Origin of the sequence: Allobosea sp. RAF48, from assembly GCF_052114025.1 — a bacterium.
In the GTDB taxonomy this organism is placed as follows: Bacteria; Pseudomonadota; Alphaproteobacteria; order Rhizobiales; family Beijerinckiaceae; genus Allobosea.
Genome location: NZ_JBFRDZ010000010.1, coordinates 15,645 through 32,686 on the forward strand (window position 1 = coordinate 15,645; position 17,042 = coordinate 32,686).

General features: G+C 65.8%; 14 protein-coding genes and 1 pseudogene. 8 read left to right on the plus strand and 7 right to left on the minus strand.

Going from position 1 to position 17,042, the window contains the following annotated elements; all coding sequences use genetic code 11:
• Position 1 precedes the first annotated feature (1 nt).
• Positions 2-1,231, minus strand: coding sequence for an MFS transporter (locus tag AB4Z10_RS18340; protein ID WP_441471823.1), 1,230 nt, complete (start codon positions 1,229-1,231; stop codon positions 2-4).
• A gap of 224 nt (positions 1,232-1,455) precedes the next feature.
• Between AB4Z10_RS18340 and AB4Z10_RS18345 the strand changes: the two genes are divergently transcribed.
• The 4 genes from AB4Z10_RS18345 (at position 1,456) to cydB (ending at position 6,907) form a co-directional block, all read left to right on the plus strand.
• Entirely contained in the window at positions 1,456-2,574 is a 1,119-nt protein-coding gene (locus AB4Z10_RS18345) for an FAD binding domain-containing protein (RefSeq protein ID WP_441471824.1), read from the plus strand.
• A 99-nt stretch (positions 2,575-2,673) separates the two neighbouring features.
• The gene (gene poxB, locus AB4Z10_RS18350) at positions 2,674-4,410 is read left to right on the plus strand and encodes a ubiquinone-dependent pyruvate dehydrogenase (RefSeq protein WP_441471825.1); all 1,737 of its coding nucleotides are present in this window, start codon (positions 2,674-2,676) and stop codon (positions 4,408-4,410) included.
• Between the two features lie 80 nt (positions 4,411-4,490).
• Positions 4,491-5,918 (plus strand): cytochrome ubiquinol oxidase subunit I, encoded by a 1,428-nt coding sequence (locus AB4Z10_RS18355; RefSeq protein WP_441471826.1) that lies wholly within the window; start codon positions 4,491-4,493, stop codon positions 5,916-5,918.
• Positions 5,919-5,920: 2 nt separating this feature from the next.
• Positions 5,921-6,907 (plus strand): cytochrome d ubiquinol oxidase subunit II, encoded by a 987-nt coding sequence (gene cydB / locus AB4Z10_RS18360; RefSeq protein ID WP_441471827.1) that lies wholly within the window; start codon positions 5,921-5,923, stop codon positions 6,905-6,907.
• A 546-nt stretch (positions 6,908-7,453) separates the two neighbouring features.
• Here cydB and AB4Z10_RS18365 read toward each other — a convergent pair.
• The 4 genes from AB4Z10_RS18365 to AB4Z10_RS18380 all read right to left on the minus strand — a co-directional run bounded on the left by AB4Z10_RS18365 (position 7,454) and on the right by AB4Z10_RS18380 (position 11,675).
• A complete protein-coding gene (locus tag AB4Z10_RS18365) occupies positions 7,454-8,296 on the minus strand; it encodes an alpha/beta fold hydrolase (protein ID WP_441471828.1) in 843 nt (280 codons plus the stop codon).
• 248 nt (positions 8,297-8,544) lie between these two features.
• Positions 8,545-8,922, minus strand: coding sequence for a response regulator transcription factor (locus AB4Z10_RS18370; protein WP_441471829.1), 378 nt, complete (start codon positions 8,920-8,922; stop codon positions 8,545-8,547).
• A gap of 117 nt (positions 8,923-9,039) precedes the next feature.
• Entirely contained in the window at positions 9,040-9,693 is a 654-nt protein-coding gene (locus AB4Z10_RS18375; protein ID WP_441471830.1) for a response regulator transcription factor, read from the minus strand.
• The gene (locus tag AB4Z10_RS18380) at positions 9,690-11,675 is read right to left on the minus strand and encodes a PAS domain-containing sensor histidine kinase (RefSeq protein WP_441471831.1); all 1,986 of its coding nucleotides are present in this window, start codon (positions 11,673-11,675) and stop codon (positions 9,690-9,692) included. The genes AB4Z10_RS18375 and AB4Z10_RS18380 overlap by 4 nt, the downstream gene beginning before the upstream one ends.
• Positions 11,676-11,962: 287 nt before the next feature.
• Here AB4Z10_RS18380 and AB4Z10_RS18385 point away from each other — a divergent pair, with 287 nt between their 5' ends.
• The 4 genes from AB4Z10_RS18385 to AB4Z10_RS18400 are packed head-to-tail and all read left to right on the plus strand — an operon-like array spanning position 11,963 to position 14,656.
• A complete protein-coding gene (locus AB4Z10_RS18385) occupies positions 11,963-12,481 on the plus strand; it encodes a Dps family protein (protein WP_441471832.1) in 519 nt (172 codons plus the stop codon).
• Between the two features lie 31 nt (positions 12,482-12,512).
• Complete coding sequence (locus AB4Z10_RS18390) at positions 12,513-13,022, plus strand: peroxiredoxin (RefSeq protein WP_441471833.1); 510 nt, start codon at positions 12,513-12,515, stop codon at positions 13,020-13,022.
• Positions 13,019-13,573: a DsbA family protein gene (locus AB4Z10_RS18395; protein WP_441471834.1), complete on the plus strand. Its 555-nt coding sequence runs from the start codon at positions 13,019-13,021 to the stop codon at positions 13,571-13,573. The genes AB4Z10_RS18390 and AB4Z10_RS18395 overlap by 4 nt, the downstream gene beginning before the upstream one ends.
• A gap of 30 nt (positions 13,574-13,603) precedes the next feature.
• Positions 13,604-14,656: a cupin domain-containing protein gene (locus AB4Z10_RS18400; protein ID WP_441471835.1), complete on the plus strand. Its 1,053-nt coding sequence runs from the start codon at positions 13,604-13,606 to the stop codon at positions 14,654-14,656.
• Positions 14,657-15,016: 360 nt separating this feature from the next.
• Here AB4Z10_RS18400 and AB4Z10_RS18405 read toward each other — a convergent pair whose 3' ends face one another.
• Both AB4Z10_RS18405 and fumC read right to left on the minus strand, forming a co-directional pair.
• Positions 15,017-15,625, minus strand: coding sequence for a threonine/serine exporter family protein (locus tag AB4Z10_RS18405; protein ID WP_441471836.1), 609 nt, complete (start codon positions 15,623-15,625; stop codon positions 15,017-15,019).
• A pseudogene (gene fumC / locus AB4Z10_RS18410) lies at positions 15,625-17,018 on the minus strand (class II fumarate hydratase). Before fumC ends, AB4Z10_RS18405 begins: the two are co-directional and overlap by 1 nt.
• Between the last annotated feature and the right edge of the window lie 24 nt (positions 17,019-17,042).

Below are 17,042 nucleotides of genomic sequence, written 5' to 3' on the forward strand. Positions count from 1 at the left end.
TTCAGTGCGACGAGGCGCTGCCGGAAGCGGCGCTCGCGCGCCGTCTCCGCCGCTCGCCGATATGGCTTGCTGCCTGCAGCGCGACAGCGGCGGCGCCGAAGGCGATCCCGAGCGCGACAACGCCAGGCCAGCCGGCAGCCTGCCAGGCATAGGTTCCGGTCGCCGAACCGACGGCGCCGCCGAGGAACATCGCACCCATCAGGATGGTGTTAAGGCGAGCCCGGGCTTCCGGCCGCAGCGCAAAGACGATGTGCTGGTTGGAGACCAGCGCCGACTGCATGCCGAAATCGAGCAGCACGACGCCAAGAACGAGCCCTGCGAGAGAGGTCCACAGCCCGAAGACCAGCCATGACGACAAGGTCACGACGGCGCCCAGCGCAACCACGGGAGCAGCTCCCTTGGAGTCCGCGATGCGGCCGGCGAGCGGCGCCGCGAGGATTCCGACCGCGCCGACGATGCCGAAAAGTCCTGCTACATCGGCGCCGAAGCCGAAGGGTGGCGCCTGCAGGCGGAACGCAAGGACGGTCCAGAAGGCCGTGAAAGCCGCAAAGAGCAGAGCCTGCGTCAGCGCCGCCAGTCGCAGGGCCGGGAACTCGCGCCACAGATGCAGCATCGAATGCAGCAGGCGGCCATAGCCGAGTTGGGAATCCGGCCTGCTGTGCGGGAGCTTCAGCATCATCAGGGCCCCGGCTCCCAGCGCCATCGGCACGCCGAGCCAGAACATCTCGCGCCATCCGCCATGCGTCGCGACGAAGCCGGCCAGCGTGCGGCTGAGCAGGATGCCGGTCAGGATTCCCGCGAGGATCGTGCCGACCGTGGCGCCGCGCCGCTCCGGCGCCGAGAGATGGGCAGCCAGCGGCACGATCTGCTGGGCGACCGTCGCAGCGAGGCCGACGAGGAGCGAGGCGAGCACCAGCAGGGCCGCGCTCGGCGCCACGGCTGCCAGAATAAGCGCCACCGCCAACACCCCGAACTGGATGACGATGAGACGCCTGCGTTCGACGATGTCGCCGAGCGGCACCAACAGGAACAGCCCTGCGGCGTATCCGAGCTGCGTCGCGGTTGGAATCAGCCCGGACAGCGAGCCGGGCAGTTCCGCCTCGATCAGGCCAAGCATCGGCTGGTTGTAGTAGATGTTGGCGACTGCGATGCCGGCTGCGGCTGACATCGCATAAATCACCATGCTGCCGATGCGCGGCGGGCTTGCATCCGGCTTGACGGGCTTGTGCATAGTATGTGCTCCGCTAGCGGGCCGGCGCGACCGGGTTGGAGGTCGATCCGGCTCTGATGGCTTCGAAGCTACGCGCTGGCGCCTGCGCATTCTGTAGCGCTTGCGGATGCCCGGCACACACCTGCGTATGATTGCCGGATCGGCCCGCCGCGTTGTCTCAATGAAGGGAACAGGCCCGGTGGCGGAAACGCTCAGGGCCCTCCGGCATCCGCGAGAGGCGCGCCATGAAACCACTTCGCATCAGCATCATCGGCGGATCTCTCGCCGGCCTGTTCGCCGGCGTCCTGCTGAAGCGCGACGGTCATGATGTCAGGGTCCATGAGCGCTCCCGCCAAGGCCTCGCGGGTCGCGGCGCCGGCCTAGTCCCTCAACGAGAGGTTTTCCAGATCCTGCGGGCGATCGGCATCGAGCATCTCGCCGATATCGGCGTGGTCGCGCAGGAGCGGATCTTCCTCGATCAGGCTGGAGAGATCGTGCAGACGATCAGGGAAGCGCAGACCCAGCTCTCCTGGGACGTGCTCTACGAGCAGGTCGCAGCACGCATCGCGCCGGCCGATTACCGGCTCGGCAGCCAGCTCGTGCGGGTCGAAGCTGAGGGCGACGGCGCTACGACGCTCAGCTTCGCCGAAGGCTCGCGCGACGAGGCCGATCTGGTGATTGGCGCCGACGGCATCGGTTCGGTCGTGCGCCACGCACTCTCCCCCGATCATGCGGCAAACCGCTATGCCGGCTATGTCGCCTGGCGCGGATTGATCCCGGAGACGGCACTGCCTGCAAGGCCTTCGCTGCTGTTGGACCGCTTCGCCTTCTATCTCGTGCCGGGCGACCACGCGCTGGGCTACCTCGTGCCCGGCCCGAACGGCGAGACCGCGCCAGGCAAGCGGCGCTATAACTGGGTCTGGTACCGCCGGGTGGCGGAGCACGATTTGCGTGCGCTTTTCACCGATCGCGACGGCCACACCCATCCGGTCTCACTGCCGCGCGGCGGGCTGTCATCGGAGCGGCGCGACGCGCTGCGCCATGATGCCCGCATCCACCTCCCGCCGCCTTTCTCGCTTGCCGTCGCGGCGGAGGAGACGCCCTCGATCCAGGGGATCTACGACTACGAGACGCCGGCCATGGTGGGAGGGCGTATCGCTCTGATCGGCGATGCGGCCTTCGTGGTCAGGCCGCACACCGCCATGGGGGTCGGCAAGGCGGCCGGCGACGTGATGTCATTGCGCAAGCATCTGGCCGCGGCGGCCGATCTGGAAACGGCTCTCGCGCTTTACCAAAGCGAGCGCTTGCCGGTCGGTCGCGAGATCGCAGCCCTAGGCAGACGCCTCGGCGCGACCGCCTTGTAGGGCCGCGCAGACAGCCTCGATGACCTGGCAAACGGTCAGTCGAATGTGCCGACCAGGTGATACCGATATCCTTTGAAGACAGCGGGAAAGAGCAAGCTGATGTCGAAACGCAATGTTGCCGATCTGATCGTCGAAACTCTGGATCGTGCGGGAGTCGAGCGCATCTATGGCGTCGTCGGCGATAGCCTGAACGGGCTGACCGAGGCGCTGCGCGAGACCGGCAAGATCGAATGGGTCCATGTCCGGCATGAGGAAGTGGCGGCTTTCGCGGCCGCCGGAGAGTCTCAGATCACAGGTAAGCTCGCTGTCTGCGCCGGGTCTTGCGGTCCCGGCAACCTGCACCTCATCAATGGCCTTTACGACGCCCAGCGCAGCCGCACGCCCGTGCTCGCCATCGCTGCGCAGATACCATCGGCGGAGATCGGCGGTGGCTATTTCCAGGAAACGCATCCGCAGAACCTGTTCCGCGAATGCAGCTTCTATTGCGAGATGGTCTCCGACCCCAGCCAGATGCCTTATGTGCTGGAGAATGCGATCCGCGCCGCCGTCGGAGAGCGCGGCGTCGCGGTCATCGTGATCCCCGGGGACGTGGCGCTGAAGCCGGCGCCGGCGCGTGATGTCGCGCCCGCCGCAGGGTTGTTGCCGCCGATGCCCGTCGTCACGCCTGCCGAGGCGCAAGTCGAGGCCCTCGCTGCCCTGCTCAACGGAGCACAACGCGTGACGCTGTTCTGCGGCCGTGGCAGTGCCGGTGCGCATCCCCAGCTGATGAAACTCGCCGAGATGCTGAAGAGCCCGATCGTCCACGCGCTCGGCGGCAAGGAGCATGTCGAATACGACAACCCTTACGATGTCGGCATGACCGGCTTCATCGGCTTCGCCTCAGGCTATGAGGCGATGCACGCATGCGATCTGCTGCTGATGCTGGGCACCGATTTTCCCTACAAGCAGTTCCTCCCGAGCGGCATCACGATCGCGCAGGTCGATATCCGCGCATCGCAGCTCGGCCGCCGCTGCAAGCTCGATCTCGGCATCGTCGGCGATGTCGGCACGACGATCGAGGCCCTGCTGCCGCGTCTCGCGGTAAAGCAGGACCGGACGCATCTCGACGACAGCCTCGACCGCTACCGGCACTCCCGGGAAGGGCTCGACGCGCTGGCGCGCGGCACGCCAGGCCGCAAGCCGATCCATCCGCAATATCTGTCGAAGGTGGTCAGCGACGTTGCCGCGGAGGATGCGGCCTTCACCTTCGATGTCGGCACGCCGACGATCTGGGCTGCACGCTATCTCAAGATGAACGGCAAGCGCCGTCTGGTCGGCTCGCTGGTGCATGGCTCGATGGCCAATGCCATGCCGCAAGCCATCGGCATCCAGGCGGCGCAGCCCGGCCGGCAGGTGATCTCGCTTTCCGGCGATGGCGGCTTCACCATGCTGATGGGCGATCTGATCACGCTCAAGCAGCAGAAGCTTCCGGTGAAGATCGTCATTTTCAACAATGGCGTGCTCGGCTTTGTCGCACTTGAAATGAAGGCCGCCGGCTTCCTTGAAGTCGGAACCGATCTAGAAAATCCCGATTTCGCCGCGATGGCGCGTGCCATGGGCATTCATGGCGTCAGAGTGGAGGATCCCGGCGATCTGCCGGGCGCGGTTGCAGATGTGCTCGGCCATGACGGGCCGGCCGTGCTCGACGTGGTGACCGCGACGCAGGAACTCTCGATGCCACCGACCATCGGGCTAGAACAGGCCAAGGGCTTCGGCCTGTGGATGCTGCGTGCCGTGATGAGCGGGCGCGGCGACGAGGTGCTAGACCTCGCCAAGCAGAACCTGCTGCCGCGCTGAACTGACCGAACCAATCGAGATATCCGCCAGCTGGGGCCTCAACGGCCCCGGCGCCCGCTCCCTATTGCCGGAATCGCGCCATGGAACTGACGCCCCTGCTGCTGTCGCGGATACAATTCGCCTTCACGATCTCGTTTCACATCATCTTCCCGGCCTTCACCATCGGACTGGCGGCATGGCTGACCTTCCTCGAAGGCTGCTGCCTCGTCACGGGCGACCGGATCTATCGGCGGCTCTCGGATTTCTGGCTCAAGGTCTTCGCCGTCGCCTTCGGGCTGGGCGTTGTCTCGGGCATCGTCATGGCGTTCCAGTTCGGCACGAACTGGAGCGAGCTGTCGCGGCGGACCGGCCCGATCCAGGGCCCGTTGCTCGGCTATGAGAGCTTCACCGCCTTCGCCCTCGAGGCGTCGTTCTTCGGCGTGCTGATGTTCGGGCGTGGCCGGGTGCCGCGCTGGGTTTATTTCCTCGCCTGCCTGATGGTGGCCGCGGGCACCACGCTGTCGTCCTTCTGGATCATGGTGAACAACAGCTGGATGCAGTTCCCGACCGGCTTCGATCTGCGCCCGGACGGCGTCTTCGTGCCGACCAACTGGTCGGCGATCATCTTCAACCGGGCCGTCTGGACGCGCTTTCCGCACATGATGCTGGCGGCCTATGTCACCTCCGCCTTCTGCGTCGCGGCCACGGGCGCCTGGTACGTCCTGCGCGGCCGCGCCGTCCTGGAGGGCCGCGCCATGCTCGCAATGGGGCTGCGGCTCGCGGCGATCCTGGTCCCCCTCCAGATCGGCTTCGGCCATCTCGTCGGTGATTTCGTCCATGACGCGCAGCCGGCCAAGTTCGCGGCGATCGAGGGACGCTGGAACGACCAGCAACCCGCTTCGGAGATAATGATCGCCTGGCCCGACGAAAAGGCCGAGACAAATCGCTTCGAGCTCGCCATTCCCTATCTCGGCAGCCTGATCGGCTCGATGAGCCTGACCTCCAAGGAAATCGGCATCAAGAGCTTCCCGCCCGATCGGCGCCCTCCGGTCGCGATCCCCTTCTTCGCCTTCCGGATCATGGTCGGCTGCGGCCTCGTGATGCTGGCGCTGGCCTGGCTTGGTTCCTGGCTGAGCCTGAGCGACCGCATCCTGCGGGCGCGCTTGTTTCTCTGGGCGACGTTCCTGTCTTTCCCTCTCGGATTCATCGCGACGCTGACTGGCTGGTTCGCGGCCGAGGTCGGCCGGCAGCCTTGGGTCGTCTACGGCCTGCTACGAACGGCCGACGCGGCGACGCCACACCTGACCACGCCGCAGGTCGCCACGAGTCTGATCCTGTTCGCTCTCGTCTATTCGCTGATCTTCAGCTTCGGCTCCCTCTACATCTACCGGCTGCTGCGGGACGGGCCACGCCCGTCTGCCGGGCTACCGCCCGCCGACCGGACATCCGCCGGTACCAATCCCAAGCGGCCGCTTTCGATCCCCGGAGACAGCCCGGGCGTGGCGGCCGCCACCGCGAAGGGAGACTGACCATGGTCGAGTTCTGGGCCGCCGCACTAGCGCTTTCGATTCTGCTCTACGTGCTTCTGGACGGGTTCGACCTCGGCGTCGGCCTGTTGTTCCCCTTCGCACCCGATGAGACAGGGAGGCGCGCGATGCTGGTCGCGATCTCCCCGGTCTGGGACGGCAACGAAACCTGGCTCGTGATTTCGGCGGCCACGCTTTTCGGCGCCTTTCCGATGGTGTTTTCGATCCTGCTGCCAGCCTTCTACCTGCCCATGTTCCTCATGCTGGGCGGGTTGGTGCTGCGCGGCGTCGCCTTCGAGTTCCGGTACAAGACACAGCGTTTCCGCTGGCTGTGGGATAGCGGCTTCGTCGCCGGCTCCTATGTCGCCGCCTTCATCCAAGGAACGGCCGTCGGTGCGATCGTCCTGGGACTGCCGATCGAGAACGGCGTCTATGTCGGCGGCCCCTTGGGCTGGGCGTCTCCCTTCGCTCTGCTCTGCGGCGTGGGTCTCTGCATCGGCTATGCGATGATCGGCGCCTGCTGGATCGCGGGCAAGGATACCGGTTTGCTGCGCGAGTTCGGGTTCCGTGTCCTGCCGGGATTGATCGCAGCCCTGCTGGTCTTTCTGGTCGCGGTCTTCATCCACGCCCTGGTCATCGACCTTCCAGTCCTGCATCGCTGGATCGAGCGGCCGATCCTCCTGATCTTCCCGCTGATCGGGCTTGCAGCGTTCCACGCTTTGGTCCGCAGCGTGAGGAGGCGCGATGATCGCTACCTCTTCACCGCCGGAGCAACGATCTTCATTGCGGCCTTCGCCACGCTCGCGGGCTCGTTCCTGCCCTATATCCTGCCGTTCACGCTGACGATCGAGGAGGCAGCCGCGCCGCACGCCTCGCTCGCGTTCCTGTTCTGGGGAGCCGGCCTCTTCGTCCTGCCGCTCACCCTAGCCTATACGGTTGCCGTTTACTTCGTCTTCCGCGGCAAGCTCCGCCCGGATAGCGAGTATCACTAAAGTGTAGGGCGCCTTCAGCGGCATGGAGCCGCCTCCGGAGGCCTGAACGCCCACCACGAACTGCGAGTCGCTTCGCAGGAGATCGACCTCTTCGTTCCAAGAAGCCAGGCTCGGGTTCCCTTGGGATCCCGAGCTTTCGTGGTATCCGACGCTTTGGCCGCGTCCGTTGTGATACGTTCGTCGGCGGCGATGTCGTGGCTGCAGAGACGAGAGCTGCGGCCATGGCGAGCCCCGGCATCGCAAGGCGGCCGCGGCAGCAGGGCGGGAAGCCCGGTCCACACCCACCTTCAGCTTGCAAAGGAGTGAGCATTGCATGTGCCGGCGTGCTCCCTCGCCACGCCCTTTGGTCAGATCGAGGGTTTGCCCGGATACGCCGTGGTGGTGCGTCAACAGATGGGGGAGGAAGCGGCGGCCAAGCTGGGGCGACGCATCATGCAAAGATCACTTGGTTGCGTCGTCCAGCCAACACCACCGGCTGCGGCCAAACGAAAGGGAGGGCGGAGATGATCCGCCCTCCCTTGGTCATTGTTGCGCGTGGGTTGCGCGTCAGCCCTTCACGAAGGCCAGCAGGTCCGGATTGATCACCTCGGCGTGGGTGGTCAGCATGCCGTGCGGGAAGCTCTCGTAGATCTTCAGCGCGCCGTGCTTCAGGAGCTTGGCTTGGAGAAGCGCCGCGTCCTTGTAGGGCACGATCTGGTCGTCATCGCCCTGCATCGCCAACGTCGGCACGGTGATCGCCTTCAGGTCCTCGGTCTGGTCGGTCTCGGAGAAGGCCTTGATGCCCTCGTAATGGGCCAGCGCCCCGCCGATCATGCCCTGGCGCCACCAGTTCTGGATCACCCCTTGCGAAACCTTGGCACCCTCGCGGTTGAAGCCGTAGAAGGGGCCAGACGCGACGTCGAGATAGAACTGCGCGCGGTTGGCGGCGAGCGCCTTGCGGAAGCCGTCGAAGACCTCGATCGGCGTTCCGCCCGGATTGCTTGCGGTCTTCAGCATCAGCGGCGGCACGGCGCTGACCAGCACCGCCTTGGCGACGCGGCCATGGGGCTGGCCGAACTTCGCGACATAACGGGCGACCTCGCCCCCGCCGGTGGAGTGGCCGATATGGACGGCGTTCTTGAGGTCGAGATGCTCGACCACGGCGAAGGCGTCAGCGGCGTAGTGATCCATGTCGTTGCCGGTATCGGCCTGCGAAGAGCGGCCATGACCGCGACGGTCATGGGCCACGACGCGGTAGCCGTTCGCGAGGAAAAACAGCATCTGCGCGTCCCAGTCGTCCGAGGACAGCGGCCAGCCGTGATGGAACATGATCGGCTGGGCGCTTTTGGGCCCCCAGTCCTTGTAGAAGATCTCGACGCCGTCCTTGGTCTTGACGTAACCGCTGCTCATGGTCGTGGGTCCTGTCGTGTTCCGAATGGGTTGTGACGGTTGTGCAGATGCTGCCGCAGGGATCAGGCTCGCTGCAGAAGCGGCGGCCATGCCGGCCATTGCGACCCGCCGGGTGACGATGAAACTGACGTCGGACATGGCCTTGTCTCCGCATTGGGTAGCTGACGAAGACAGGTTAGGCGGGGGCAGCCGGGGCCGGAATCCTACGCTTGGATCAGCGCCTCATACGAAGGTGTGGGGTGTGCCGCTCAGCCGCGGCTATGCGCCAGCGCCGCGGCCAGGTGATGCGCAATCGTGTCGGGTTCGGCCGGCTTGTCGAGGAAGGCGCAAGCGCCGGCGGCCATGACGCGCTCGCGCGTGGCGGCTGTCGGAAAAGCCGTCATGAAGATCATGGGGAAGCTCCGTCCGGTCGCTAGCAGTTCGGCCTGGAGCTGGTCCCCGTTCATTTCGGGCATCTGTATATCGGAGATCATGCAGTCGGGATCGCCCGTCTCGCAATCTGCGAGGAATTCCGGCGCCGAGCCATAGCTGCGGGCTTCGTAGCCCAGCGAGCGGATCAGGCTGGCGAGAGAATTACGAACGCCGTCGTCGTCATCGACGATCGCGACTGTCGGTATGTGATGCATGTCCACGTTTCTTTGTGCCGATGGTCGCACGAAAGGGGACTCCGGTGCGCGGCCAGACCTTGTTATGAAGGATCATGCGTCGTGCGGCCATCATACGCAGGTTTGCACCCGGCACGCTCACGGCTTGTAAACCCCCAGGGCCTCGGCCGTGCGGACAAGGTCGGCCAGCGTGCGCACACCCATCTTTCGCATGACGTTGCCGCGATGGATCTTCACCGTGATCTCGCTGAGGCCGAGCACGCCGGCGACCTGCTTGTTCATCAGTCCGGCGACGACATGCGCCATCACCTCGCGCTCCCTGGCTGTCAGGGTCGCATAGGCTGAACGCTGATCGTCCAGCGCCGCCGTCGCGCTGCGCCGCTGCCGGTCGCGCTCGATCGCAGACGTCACCGCGTCGAGCATTTCCTGATCGCGGAAAGGCTTCGACAGGAAATCGACCGCACCTGCCTTCATCGCCCGCACGGTCATGGGTATGTCGCCATGTCCGGTCATGAAGACGATCGGCAGCGCGATCCCTTGCCGGGTGAGCTGGTCCTGGAAGTCGAGGCCGCTGATTCCGGGCAGGCGCACGTCGAGGATGATGCAGCCCGGCACGTCGGGCAAGCTGCCCTGCAACAGCTCCGCCGGCGCGCCGAAGAGCCGCGTCGCCAGTCCGACCGATCGGATCAGGCTGTCGAGGGATTCACGCACCGCCGGATCGTCGTCCACGATAACGACGAGTGGCGGGCTCGGTGAGGCCGGGGCCGGCTTGACGGAGGTCTGCCTGATCATACCGCGGTACCATGGTGGGAAATAGGAAGGGTCAGGCGGAATGTCGCTCCGCCGTCTGGAGGGTTCTCGACCGAAAGCTTTCCGCCGTGAGCTTCAGCGGTCGTGCGGCAGATCGCAAGACCCATGCCCATCCCCTCCGGCTTGGTTGTGAAGAAGGGATCGAACAGGCGCTCCAGGTGTTGGGGCGAGATGCCGGGACCGGTGTCGCGTAGAGCGATCTCGACACGACTGCCTTCCACTGGGCAGTGTGCCTGGCCGGCGGTGATCGTCAGCAGGCGCCGGCCATCATGTTCAGCCATCGCCTGGCCGGCATTGACCATGAGGTTGACCAGGACTTGCTGGAGCTGGATCCGGTCGCCGATGACAGGCGGCAGGTCCGCCGCGACCTCGACGCGCAACTCGACCTCGGCGCGCGCGAGCTCCCGCTGCACCAGCTGTGCCGCTTCCTCGACCAGGGTCGCGACGTCGAGCGCATTCGACCGGGTCGGCGTCTTGGTCAGGAAGGCGCGGATCCGCTTGACGATCTCGCTGGCGCGCCGCCCTTCGGAAACGACACGCCCGATGGCGCTGTCGACCTCCTGCAGGTCCGGCTGGTCGCGGCGCAGCCAGCGGAGCGCCGCCTCGCCGTTGGTCACGACCGCCATCAACGGCTGGTTGACCTCGTGGGCGATCGAGGCGGTGAGTTCCCCCAGGGTCGCCACGCGGGCGGCATGGGCGAGCTCCGCCTGCGCGTGCAGCACCGCGTCCTGCGCCTGCCGGCGTTCGGTGATGTCGACGACGAAGACCAACACGTTGCCGTCGCCGTCATCGACCGTCGGAAAGGTGATGGCGAAGATCACCGGCACGCGACTGCCATCTGCCCTGACGATTTCCGTCTCGCCTTCGTGGAAGCCGTCGCCACGAGCGAAAGCCGCCAGCGCCGGCCCGAAGGTCGGATCGCTCTCGCTCAGCACATCGTCGACCGTCTGATGGAGATGAGAAGTGCTCTCCGCTCCGATCATGGCAAGAAAGGCCGGGTTGACGTCGACAATCTTCGTCACCTTGCGCAGGCGCGCGATAAGGTCTGGCTGAGCGGCCAGATGAGCGGCCAGTGCCTCCCCATCCGCGAGATCGAGTGCGGCAAGTTCGCGGCGCGCCGCACTCCAGTCCTCCTGGACGACGCCGACCCGGGTCGCGTCGAACATGCGCCGGTAGCGTCTTTCGCTCTGAACCAGCGCCGCGTGGGCCGCCACGCGTTCGGTCACATCCGTATTCGTCTCGAACACGCCGACGATGCGTCCCTGGGCATCGTGCTGCAGGGCCCAGCGACTTTCCACGGTGATCCGCGCGCCGGCCTTGGTCCGGTGCTCCAGCGTGCCGTCCCATCGTCCCGTGTCGTAAAGCACGCGGTCGGCCGCGTCGCGCGGCAGCGCATACCGCGTCTCCAGCAACTCGTCGGCGATCCGGCCCGTCGCCTCGGCGGCAGACCAGCCATAGGTCTCTTCCGCGGCGCGATTCCAGAAGGTGATCTGTCCGAAAGTGTCTCGCACGAAGATCATGTCGTGCGACAGGTTGAGCAACCGGGCTTGCGCCGCGAGCGTCGCCGTGGCCGCCTGGTTCTTCAGGGAGAGCAGCGTCGCGATCATGGTCGCCGCCACGCTGACCAGCGCCCGCAAGGTCGGTGCGCCGGCCAGGCTCAGGCCATGTGTATCGACATAAGCCACGATGGTCAGGATCAGGCTTGTCGCCGCCGCCACGAGGATGTCGCCCCGCCGTCCGGTGCCCGCTGCCAGCAAGACCACCAGAACGTAGAGCACTGCGACCGCGCCCTCCAGCGGCGAGAGCGTATCGAACAGGAAGATGCAGAGCGCGAGCAGAGCCGCCGCGATGCGAAGCGCCGTCGTGTTCATGGCCGGAGAGAAGAAGGAGCGCTGGGGGAGACCGGTGTCCCGCGGGGCGGATCGAGAGGCGCCGTGCCGAGCGGCGGAGAAGCGGGAGGACATGAGAGGCAGCCGATTCCGGTCGCGAGAGCTGACAACGCGCTAGCATAGCTCATCTGCCTCGTCCCCCCGCGATCGGCGCGGATGCTTCGATCCGCGGCATCACTTTCGCGAAAGCGGCCGGCGATGAAATCATACAGGGGTTTAGGTCGGCCGGGAGCGCCCTTCGCTGGCGCACATAAACCTAGGTATGAGCTCGACATGCCTTCGTCCGATTCAGGCGGTGGCGGCCGCGGCCTAGGGTCAGGACATCGGGGAGACAGGCTCCTCGAAGCCAACGGAGAGCTGCCATGAACGACCTGTCCACCCATGCCAAGCGCGACGCCGCCTTGCGCACCCCGACCGATCTCGGCGCGAACGCCACGACCGACATCGCAGCCGCGCTGACCGGCGTCCTTGCCGACATGTTCGCGCTCTATCTCAAGACCAAGAACTTCCACTGGCACATGTCCGGCCCGCATTTCCGCGACTACCACCTGATGCTCGACGAGCAGGGCGATCAGATCTTCGCGACCACCGACGCGCTGGCCGAGCGCGTCCGCAAGGTCGGCGGCACGACACTGCGCTCGATCGGCCATATCGGCCGGATGCAGCGGCTGCTCGACAACGATGCGGACTACGTCACGCCGCAGGACATGCTGGCCGAGCTCGCCGACGACAATCGCAGCCTCACCGGTTTCCTCCGCGCCGCTCACGGCGTCTGCGAGACCCACAACGACGTCGCCTCGACCAGCCTGATCGAGGTCTGGATCGACGAGGCCGAACGCCGGAGCTGGTTCCTCTACGAGACGACGCGGGCGGCGCGCTGAGCGCCGCTGTCCTGAACGGAGGAAGACGACCATGCCCGAACAGCACTCGCAATCGGCCCTGCCTGCTGGCAGGGCCGCCCCGGCCTTCACGCTGCCGGCAACCCCTGACCAGATGGTCTCGCTCGAAGATCTCCGCGGCAAGCCGGTGATCCTCGCCTTCTATCCTGCGGACTGGAGCCCGGTCTGTGGCGACCAGATGGCGCTCTACAACGAGATCCTGCCCGAGTTCCACAAGGCCGGCGCGCAACTCGTCGGCATCTCGGTGGACGGCGTCTGGTGCCACGCGGCCTTCGCCGCCGAGCGCAAGCTGCATTTTCCGCTGCTGGCCGATTTCGAGCCCAAGGGCGCGGTCGCGCGCAGCTTCGGCGTCTACCGCGACAAGGAGGGCATCGCTGAGCGCGCCCTCTTCGTCATCGACGGGGCCGGCATCATCCGCTGGAGCTTCGTCTCGCCGCTCGGCATCAACCCCGGCGCCGACGGCATCCTTGAAGCACTCGACAATCTCGGCGCCGCGGCGCCCTCCGAAGGAACTGCGTCATGACCCGTCTCGCGATCCCCGTAGGCAGCCAGGACCATGTCCAGGGCCAGGCCCAGGCCACTGTGACCCTCGTCGAATATGGCGACTATGAATGCCCCTATTGCGGCGAGGCCTATCCGATCCTCAAGGCGGTGCAGCGCGCCATGGGGGACCAGCTGCGCTTCGTCTTCCGCAACTTTCCGCTCGCCGAAATGCATCCCCATGCGGTTCGTGCGGCAGAATTCGCGGAGACCGCCGGCGGGTTCGGCCAGTTCTGGCAGGCACATGACATGCTCTACGAGAACCAGACTGCGCTACGCGACGCCGACCTCTACGCCTACGGCCTGCGCCTCGGTCTCGATACGTACGTCGTCGCGGAAGGCTTCGACGGCCGCTTCGACCGCAAGATCAAGGAGGATTTCACGGGCGGCATCCGCAGCGGCGTGAACGGAACGCCGAGCCTGTTCATCAACGGGCTTAGGTACGATGGCGAGCGGGACGTCGACAGCCTCGTCGCCGCCCTGAGCCAGGCCGCTCGCGAGGCGATCCGCCCCCGCGCAGGCACGCATCGCTAGACCTCTTCACCCTGGCCAATGGATCAGACCATGCCCGAAACGACGACTTCCTTCCGCTATCGGCTCGAACAGGCCACGCCCCGCACCGGATCAGGCGGCATCACGCGCGGCGCCTCCGTGAAGCAGTTCCCGGCCAGCATCGGCATCGCCGGCGTCTCGATGCGGCTCGCGCCGGGATCGATGCGCGAACTGCACTGGCATGCCAATGCCGCGGAATGGGCCTATGTCGTTGCGGGCCAGTGCCGCACCACGGTGCTACATCCGAACGGCTCAGCGGCGACCGACACGTTCGGCCCCGGCGACGTCTGGTACTTTCCACGCGGCTGGGGTCACTCCATCCAGTGCCTCGGTCCCGGCGAGTGCCATTTCATCCTGATCTTCGACAATGGCGACTTCTCCGAGGATCATACGTTCTGCGTCACCGACTGGCTTTCCCGCACGTCGCCGGAGGTGCTGGCGCAGAATCTCGGCCTGAGCCGCGAGCAGATCGCACAGCTCCCGGCGGGCGAGGCCTATTTCGCCCAGGGCCCGGTGCCGGACGACCTCTCGCCCGATGCCGAGCCGCGCGCGACGCCTGCTTTGACGACGCCGCATCGCTACCCGCTCCTCGCCCAGCAGCCACGGCGCGTGCCGGGCGGCGGCACGCAGCGCACCGTCACCGTCGACGAGTTTCCGATCTCGAAGGGCATGGCCGGCTCCATCCTCGAGATCGAGCCGTGCGCGATGCGGGAGTTGCACTGGCATCCGAACGCCGACGAATGGCAGTACTATCTGGAGGGCAGCGCCGAGATGGCGGTCTTTCTGGCGGAGGGACAGATCGTTACCGAAACCTTCGAGGCTGGCGATATCGGCTATGCCCCGATGGGTGCGGGCCACTACATCCGCAACACCGGATCGACGGTGCTGCGCGTCCTTGTCGGCTTCAACAACGGCCACTACGAGGCCAACGACCTCTCGGCCTGGCTCTCCTCAAACCCGGTCGACGTGCTGGCTACGAATCTAGGTCTGAAGCGCGAGATCGCCGCTGGGCTGAGAAACCGCTCGCGCTTCATAGCGCCACCGCTGGCCCCGGCGACGCGATGACTGGCGTCATGCCGCCGCCCGCCGCGAAATTGGCGGGCGGCGGTTGACGTGGCGCTCGGAGGTCAGCGCATTCGGCATGTCTGTGTCCTTGCATCAGCGACATCGCATCGAGCTGGTCCGGACCACACCTCGGATATGGTTGGTAGCCTTCCGTAGCCCTTTTTCTTTCCAAGCGGCTAGGTCATGGACTGACGGCGGACGACATGCTCGGGCTTCGCGAGCGATAGACAATGTTGCTCGCACGACGACTCGTTGCGGCGGGAATGATCCTCGTACCGGGCGTGCCGCTGTTCAACGGCCTGCGCGATACGCGTGATAGCCAAGATCGTCACCGCTCTGAGCATCAGACGTCCGATCCCGTTACCCACATGGCCACCCAGCGGGCGACGTATCGGGAAAGGCCTTCATCGCCAATGTGCCGACCAGACCACCGCCAAAGGCGCAGAGGCCGGCAGCGGCAAGGGGATTCGTCGCCGCGGCGGCAAGGTGCTGCCGCAGCATCTGCGTTACGACACCGACAAGGAACGATACGCCGACGACCGTCCAGACGCCTCCGAAAAGCCGCGCGAGAGACGCGGCCGTAATGCCCATTCCGATGGCCACCAGCCAACGCGGATAGCGATTGCCGCCGCGCTCCACCTCGTCGAGCGCATTGTCCATGCTTGTGAGCTCGGTCGGCGCGGCAATGACGCGGCGGCGAATGGCGTTCAGCGCCGCGAGCGCGCCCATGTTGACCGATGTACCCGGAATGGCCGCGCCGAGCCGTGTGCGGAAGCCCTTGCCGTCATCGAGCGTCAGAAGAAGTCCTTCCAGACAAACCAACAGATGCACGCGGTAGCCGAGGCGTTCCGCGAAAGCCGTGACGGCTTGCTGCACATGCGCGGTGTCGGCCCCGTTCGCCAGCATGAGCCGGCCCAGCCGCAACACGAGGTGCGCCGCATCTGGGGCCGGAGGACGAGAGGCATCCATCACGCGCCCGCGAGGCCCGCGCCGACCATTTCGATCGGCTTCACGACCTCGTCGAACAGCACCTCGTCCACCTTGCCTGACATTAGCGCCGCCTGCCTGAGCGTGAGGCCATCGGCGATTGCTTTTTCTGCGATATGCGCGGCGTTCTGGTAACCAATGACCGGCGAGAGCGCCGTGACCAGCATGACGCTGCCCTCGACATAGTGCTCGATCCGCTCGCGGTTGAGTTCCGTGCCCTCAATGGAGAATTCGCGGAACCTTTCGCAGCCGTCCGCGAGGATGCGGGCCGAATGCAGGAAGTTGTTGATGATGACCGGCCGCATCGCGTTGAGTTCGAAATTGCCCTGACTGCCTGCGAACGCGACGGCGCCGTCATTGCCCATGACCTAGATGCAGATCATCACCATGGCCTCGCACTGGGTCGGATTGACCTTGCCGGGCATGATCGATGATCCCGGCTCGTTGCTCGGCAGAAGCAGTTCGCCGAAGCCGCAGCGCGGGCCGGACGCCAGCCAGCGCATGTCGTTGGCGATCTTCATCAGCGCCACGGCCAGCCCACGAAGGGCGGCATGCGCCCGCACCATCGCGTCCAGCGAGCCCTGCGCCGTGAACTTGTTCGACGCGGTGACGAATGGCTTGCCGGCCAATTCGGCGATCTTCGCCGCGACATCCACGGAGAAGCCCCTGGGTGCGTTCAGCCCGGTGCCGACCGCCGTGCCGCCGACCGCGAGCTCATAGAGGCCCTTTAGGCTCGCCTCGATGTCGGCCATGGCGCGCGGATCTGCCCCGCCCAGCCCTACCATTCCTGCCCGACCGTAAGCGGCACCGCGTCTTCGAGATGTGTACGGCCGATTTTGACCACCTTCATCCAGCCATCGGCCTTGCGCTCGATGGTTTGGACCAGCCTTTCCACCTGCGGCAGCAGCAACGTGTCGATTGCCTCGACGGAGGCGATGTGCATCGCAGTCGGGAACGTGTCGTTCGACGATTGTCCCATGTTGACGTCGTCGTTCGGTCCGATCGGGTGCTGCGAGCCTAGCGTCCCACCCAGCAGCTGTATCGCGCGGTTCGAGATCACCTCATTGACGTTCACGTTCGACTGGGTGCCGGAACCCGTCTGCCAGACGTAGAGCGGGAAATGATCATCAAGCTTGCCGGCGATAGCCTCGTCAGCGGCTTGGATGATGGCATCGCGTTTCCAGTTCGGAAGGCGGCCGCCGGCAGCGTTCACCAGCGCGCAGGCTTTCTTGACGATGCCATAGGCGTGGTAGACCGCTTTCGGCATGCGGTCGTCACCGATGTTGAAATGGTGCAGCGAGCGTTCGGTCTGCGCGCCCCAATAGCAGTCAGCCCGCACATCGACTTCGCCCAGCGAGTTGAACTCGCGGCGCATACCCGTGGCGTCAATGCCGATCGG

What these genes read in the sequence shown, in the direction of transcription:
- AB4Z10_RS18395 (WP_441471834.1), top strand. Translation starts at nt 13,019, where the DNA reads ATGACCCGTCTCGCGATCCCCGTAGGCAGCCAGGACCATGTCCAGGGC.
- cydB (WP_441471827.1), top strand. Translation starts at nt 5,921, where the DNA reads ATGGTCGAGTTCTGGGCCGCCGCACTAGCGCTTTCGATTCTGCTCTAC.
- AB4Z10_RS18405 (WP_441471836.1), bottom strand. Translation starts at nt 15,625, where the DNA reads ATGGATGCCTCTCGTCCTCCGGCCCCAGATGCGGCGCACCTCGTGTTG.
- poxB (WP_441471825.1), top strand. Translation starts at nt 2,674, where the DNA reads ATGTCGAAACGCAATGTTGCCGATCTGATCGTCGAAACTCTGGATCGT.
- AB4Z10_RS18375 (WP_441471830.1), bottom strand. Translation starts at nt 9,693, where the DNA reads ATGATCAGGCAGACCTCCGTCAAGCCGGCCCCGGCCTCACCGAGCCCG.
- AB4Z10_RS18345 (WP_441471824.1), top strand. Translation starts at nt 1,456, where the DNA reads ATGAAACCACTTCGCATCAGCATCATCGGCGGATCTCTCGCCGGCCTG.
- AB4Z10_RS18340 (WP_441471823.1), bottom strand. Translation starts at nt 1,231, where the DNA reads ATGCACAAGCCCGTCAAGCCGGATGCAAGCCCGCCGCGCATCGGCAGC.
- AB4Z10_RS18355 (WP_441471826.1), top strand. Translation starts at nt 4,491, where the DNA reads ATGGAACTGACGCCCCTGCTGCTGTCGCGGATACAATTCGCCTTCACG.
- AB4Z10_RS18390 (WP_441471833.1), top strand. Translation starts at nt 12,513, where the DNA reads ATGCCCGAACAGCACTCGCAATCGGCCCTGCCTGCTGGCAGGGCCGCC.
- AB4Z10_RS18370 (WP_441471829.1), bottom strand. Translation starts at nt 8,922, where the DNA reads ATGCATCACATACCGACAGTCGCGATCGTCGATGACGACGACGGCGTT.
- AB4Z10_RS18385 (WP_441471832.1), top strand. Translation starts at nt 11,963, where the DNA reads ATGAACGACCTGTCCACCCATGCCAAGCGCGACGCCGCCTTGCGCACC.
- AB4Z10_RS18400 (WP_441471835.1), top strand. Translation starts at nt 13,604, where the DNA reads ATGCCCGAAACGACGACTTCCTTCCGCTATCGGCTCGAACAGGCCACG.
- AB4Z10_RS18380 (WP_441471831.1), bottom strand. Translation starts at nt 11,675, where the DNA reads ATGTCCTCCCGCTTCTCCGCCGCTCGGCACGGCGCCTCTCGATCCGCC.
- AB4Z10_RS18365 (WP_441471828.1), bottom strand. Translation starts at nt 8,296, where the DNA reads ATGAGCAGCGGTTACGTCAAGACCAAGGACGGCGTCGAGATCTTCTAC.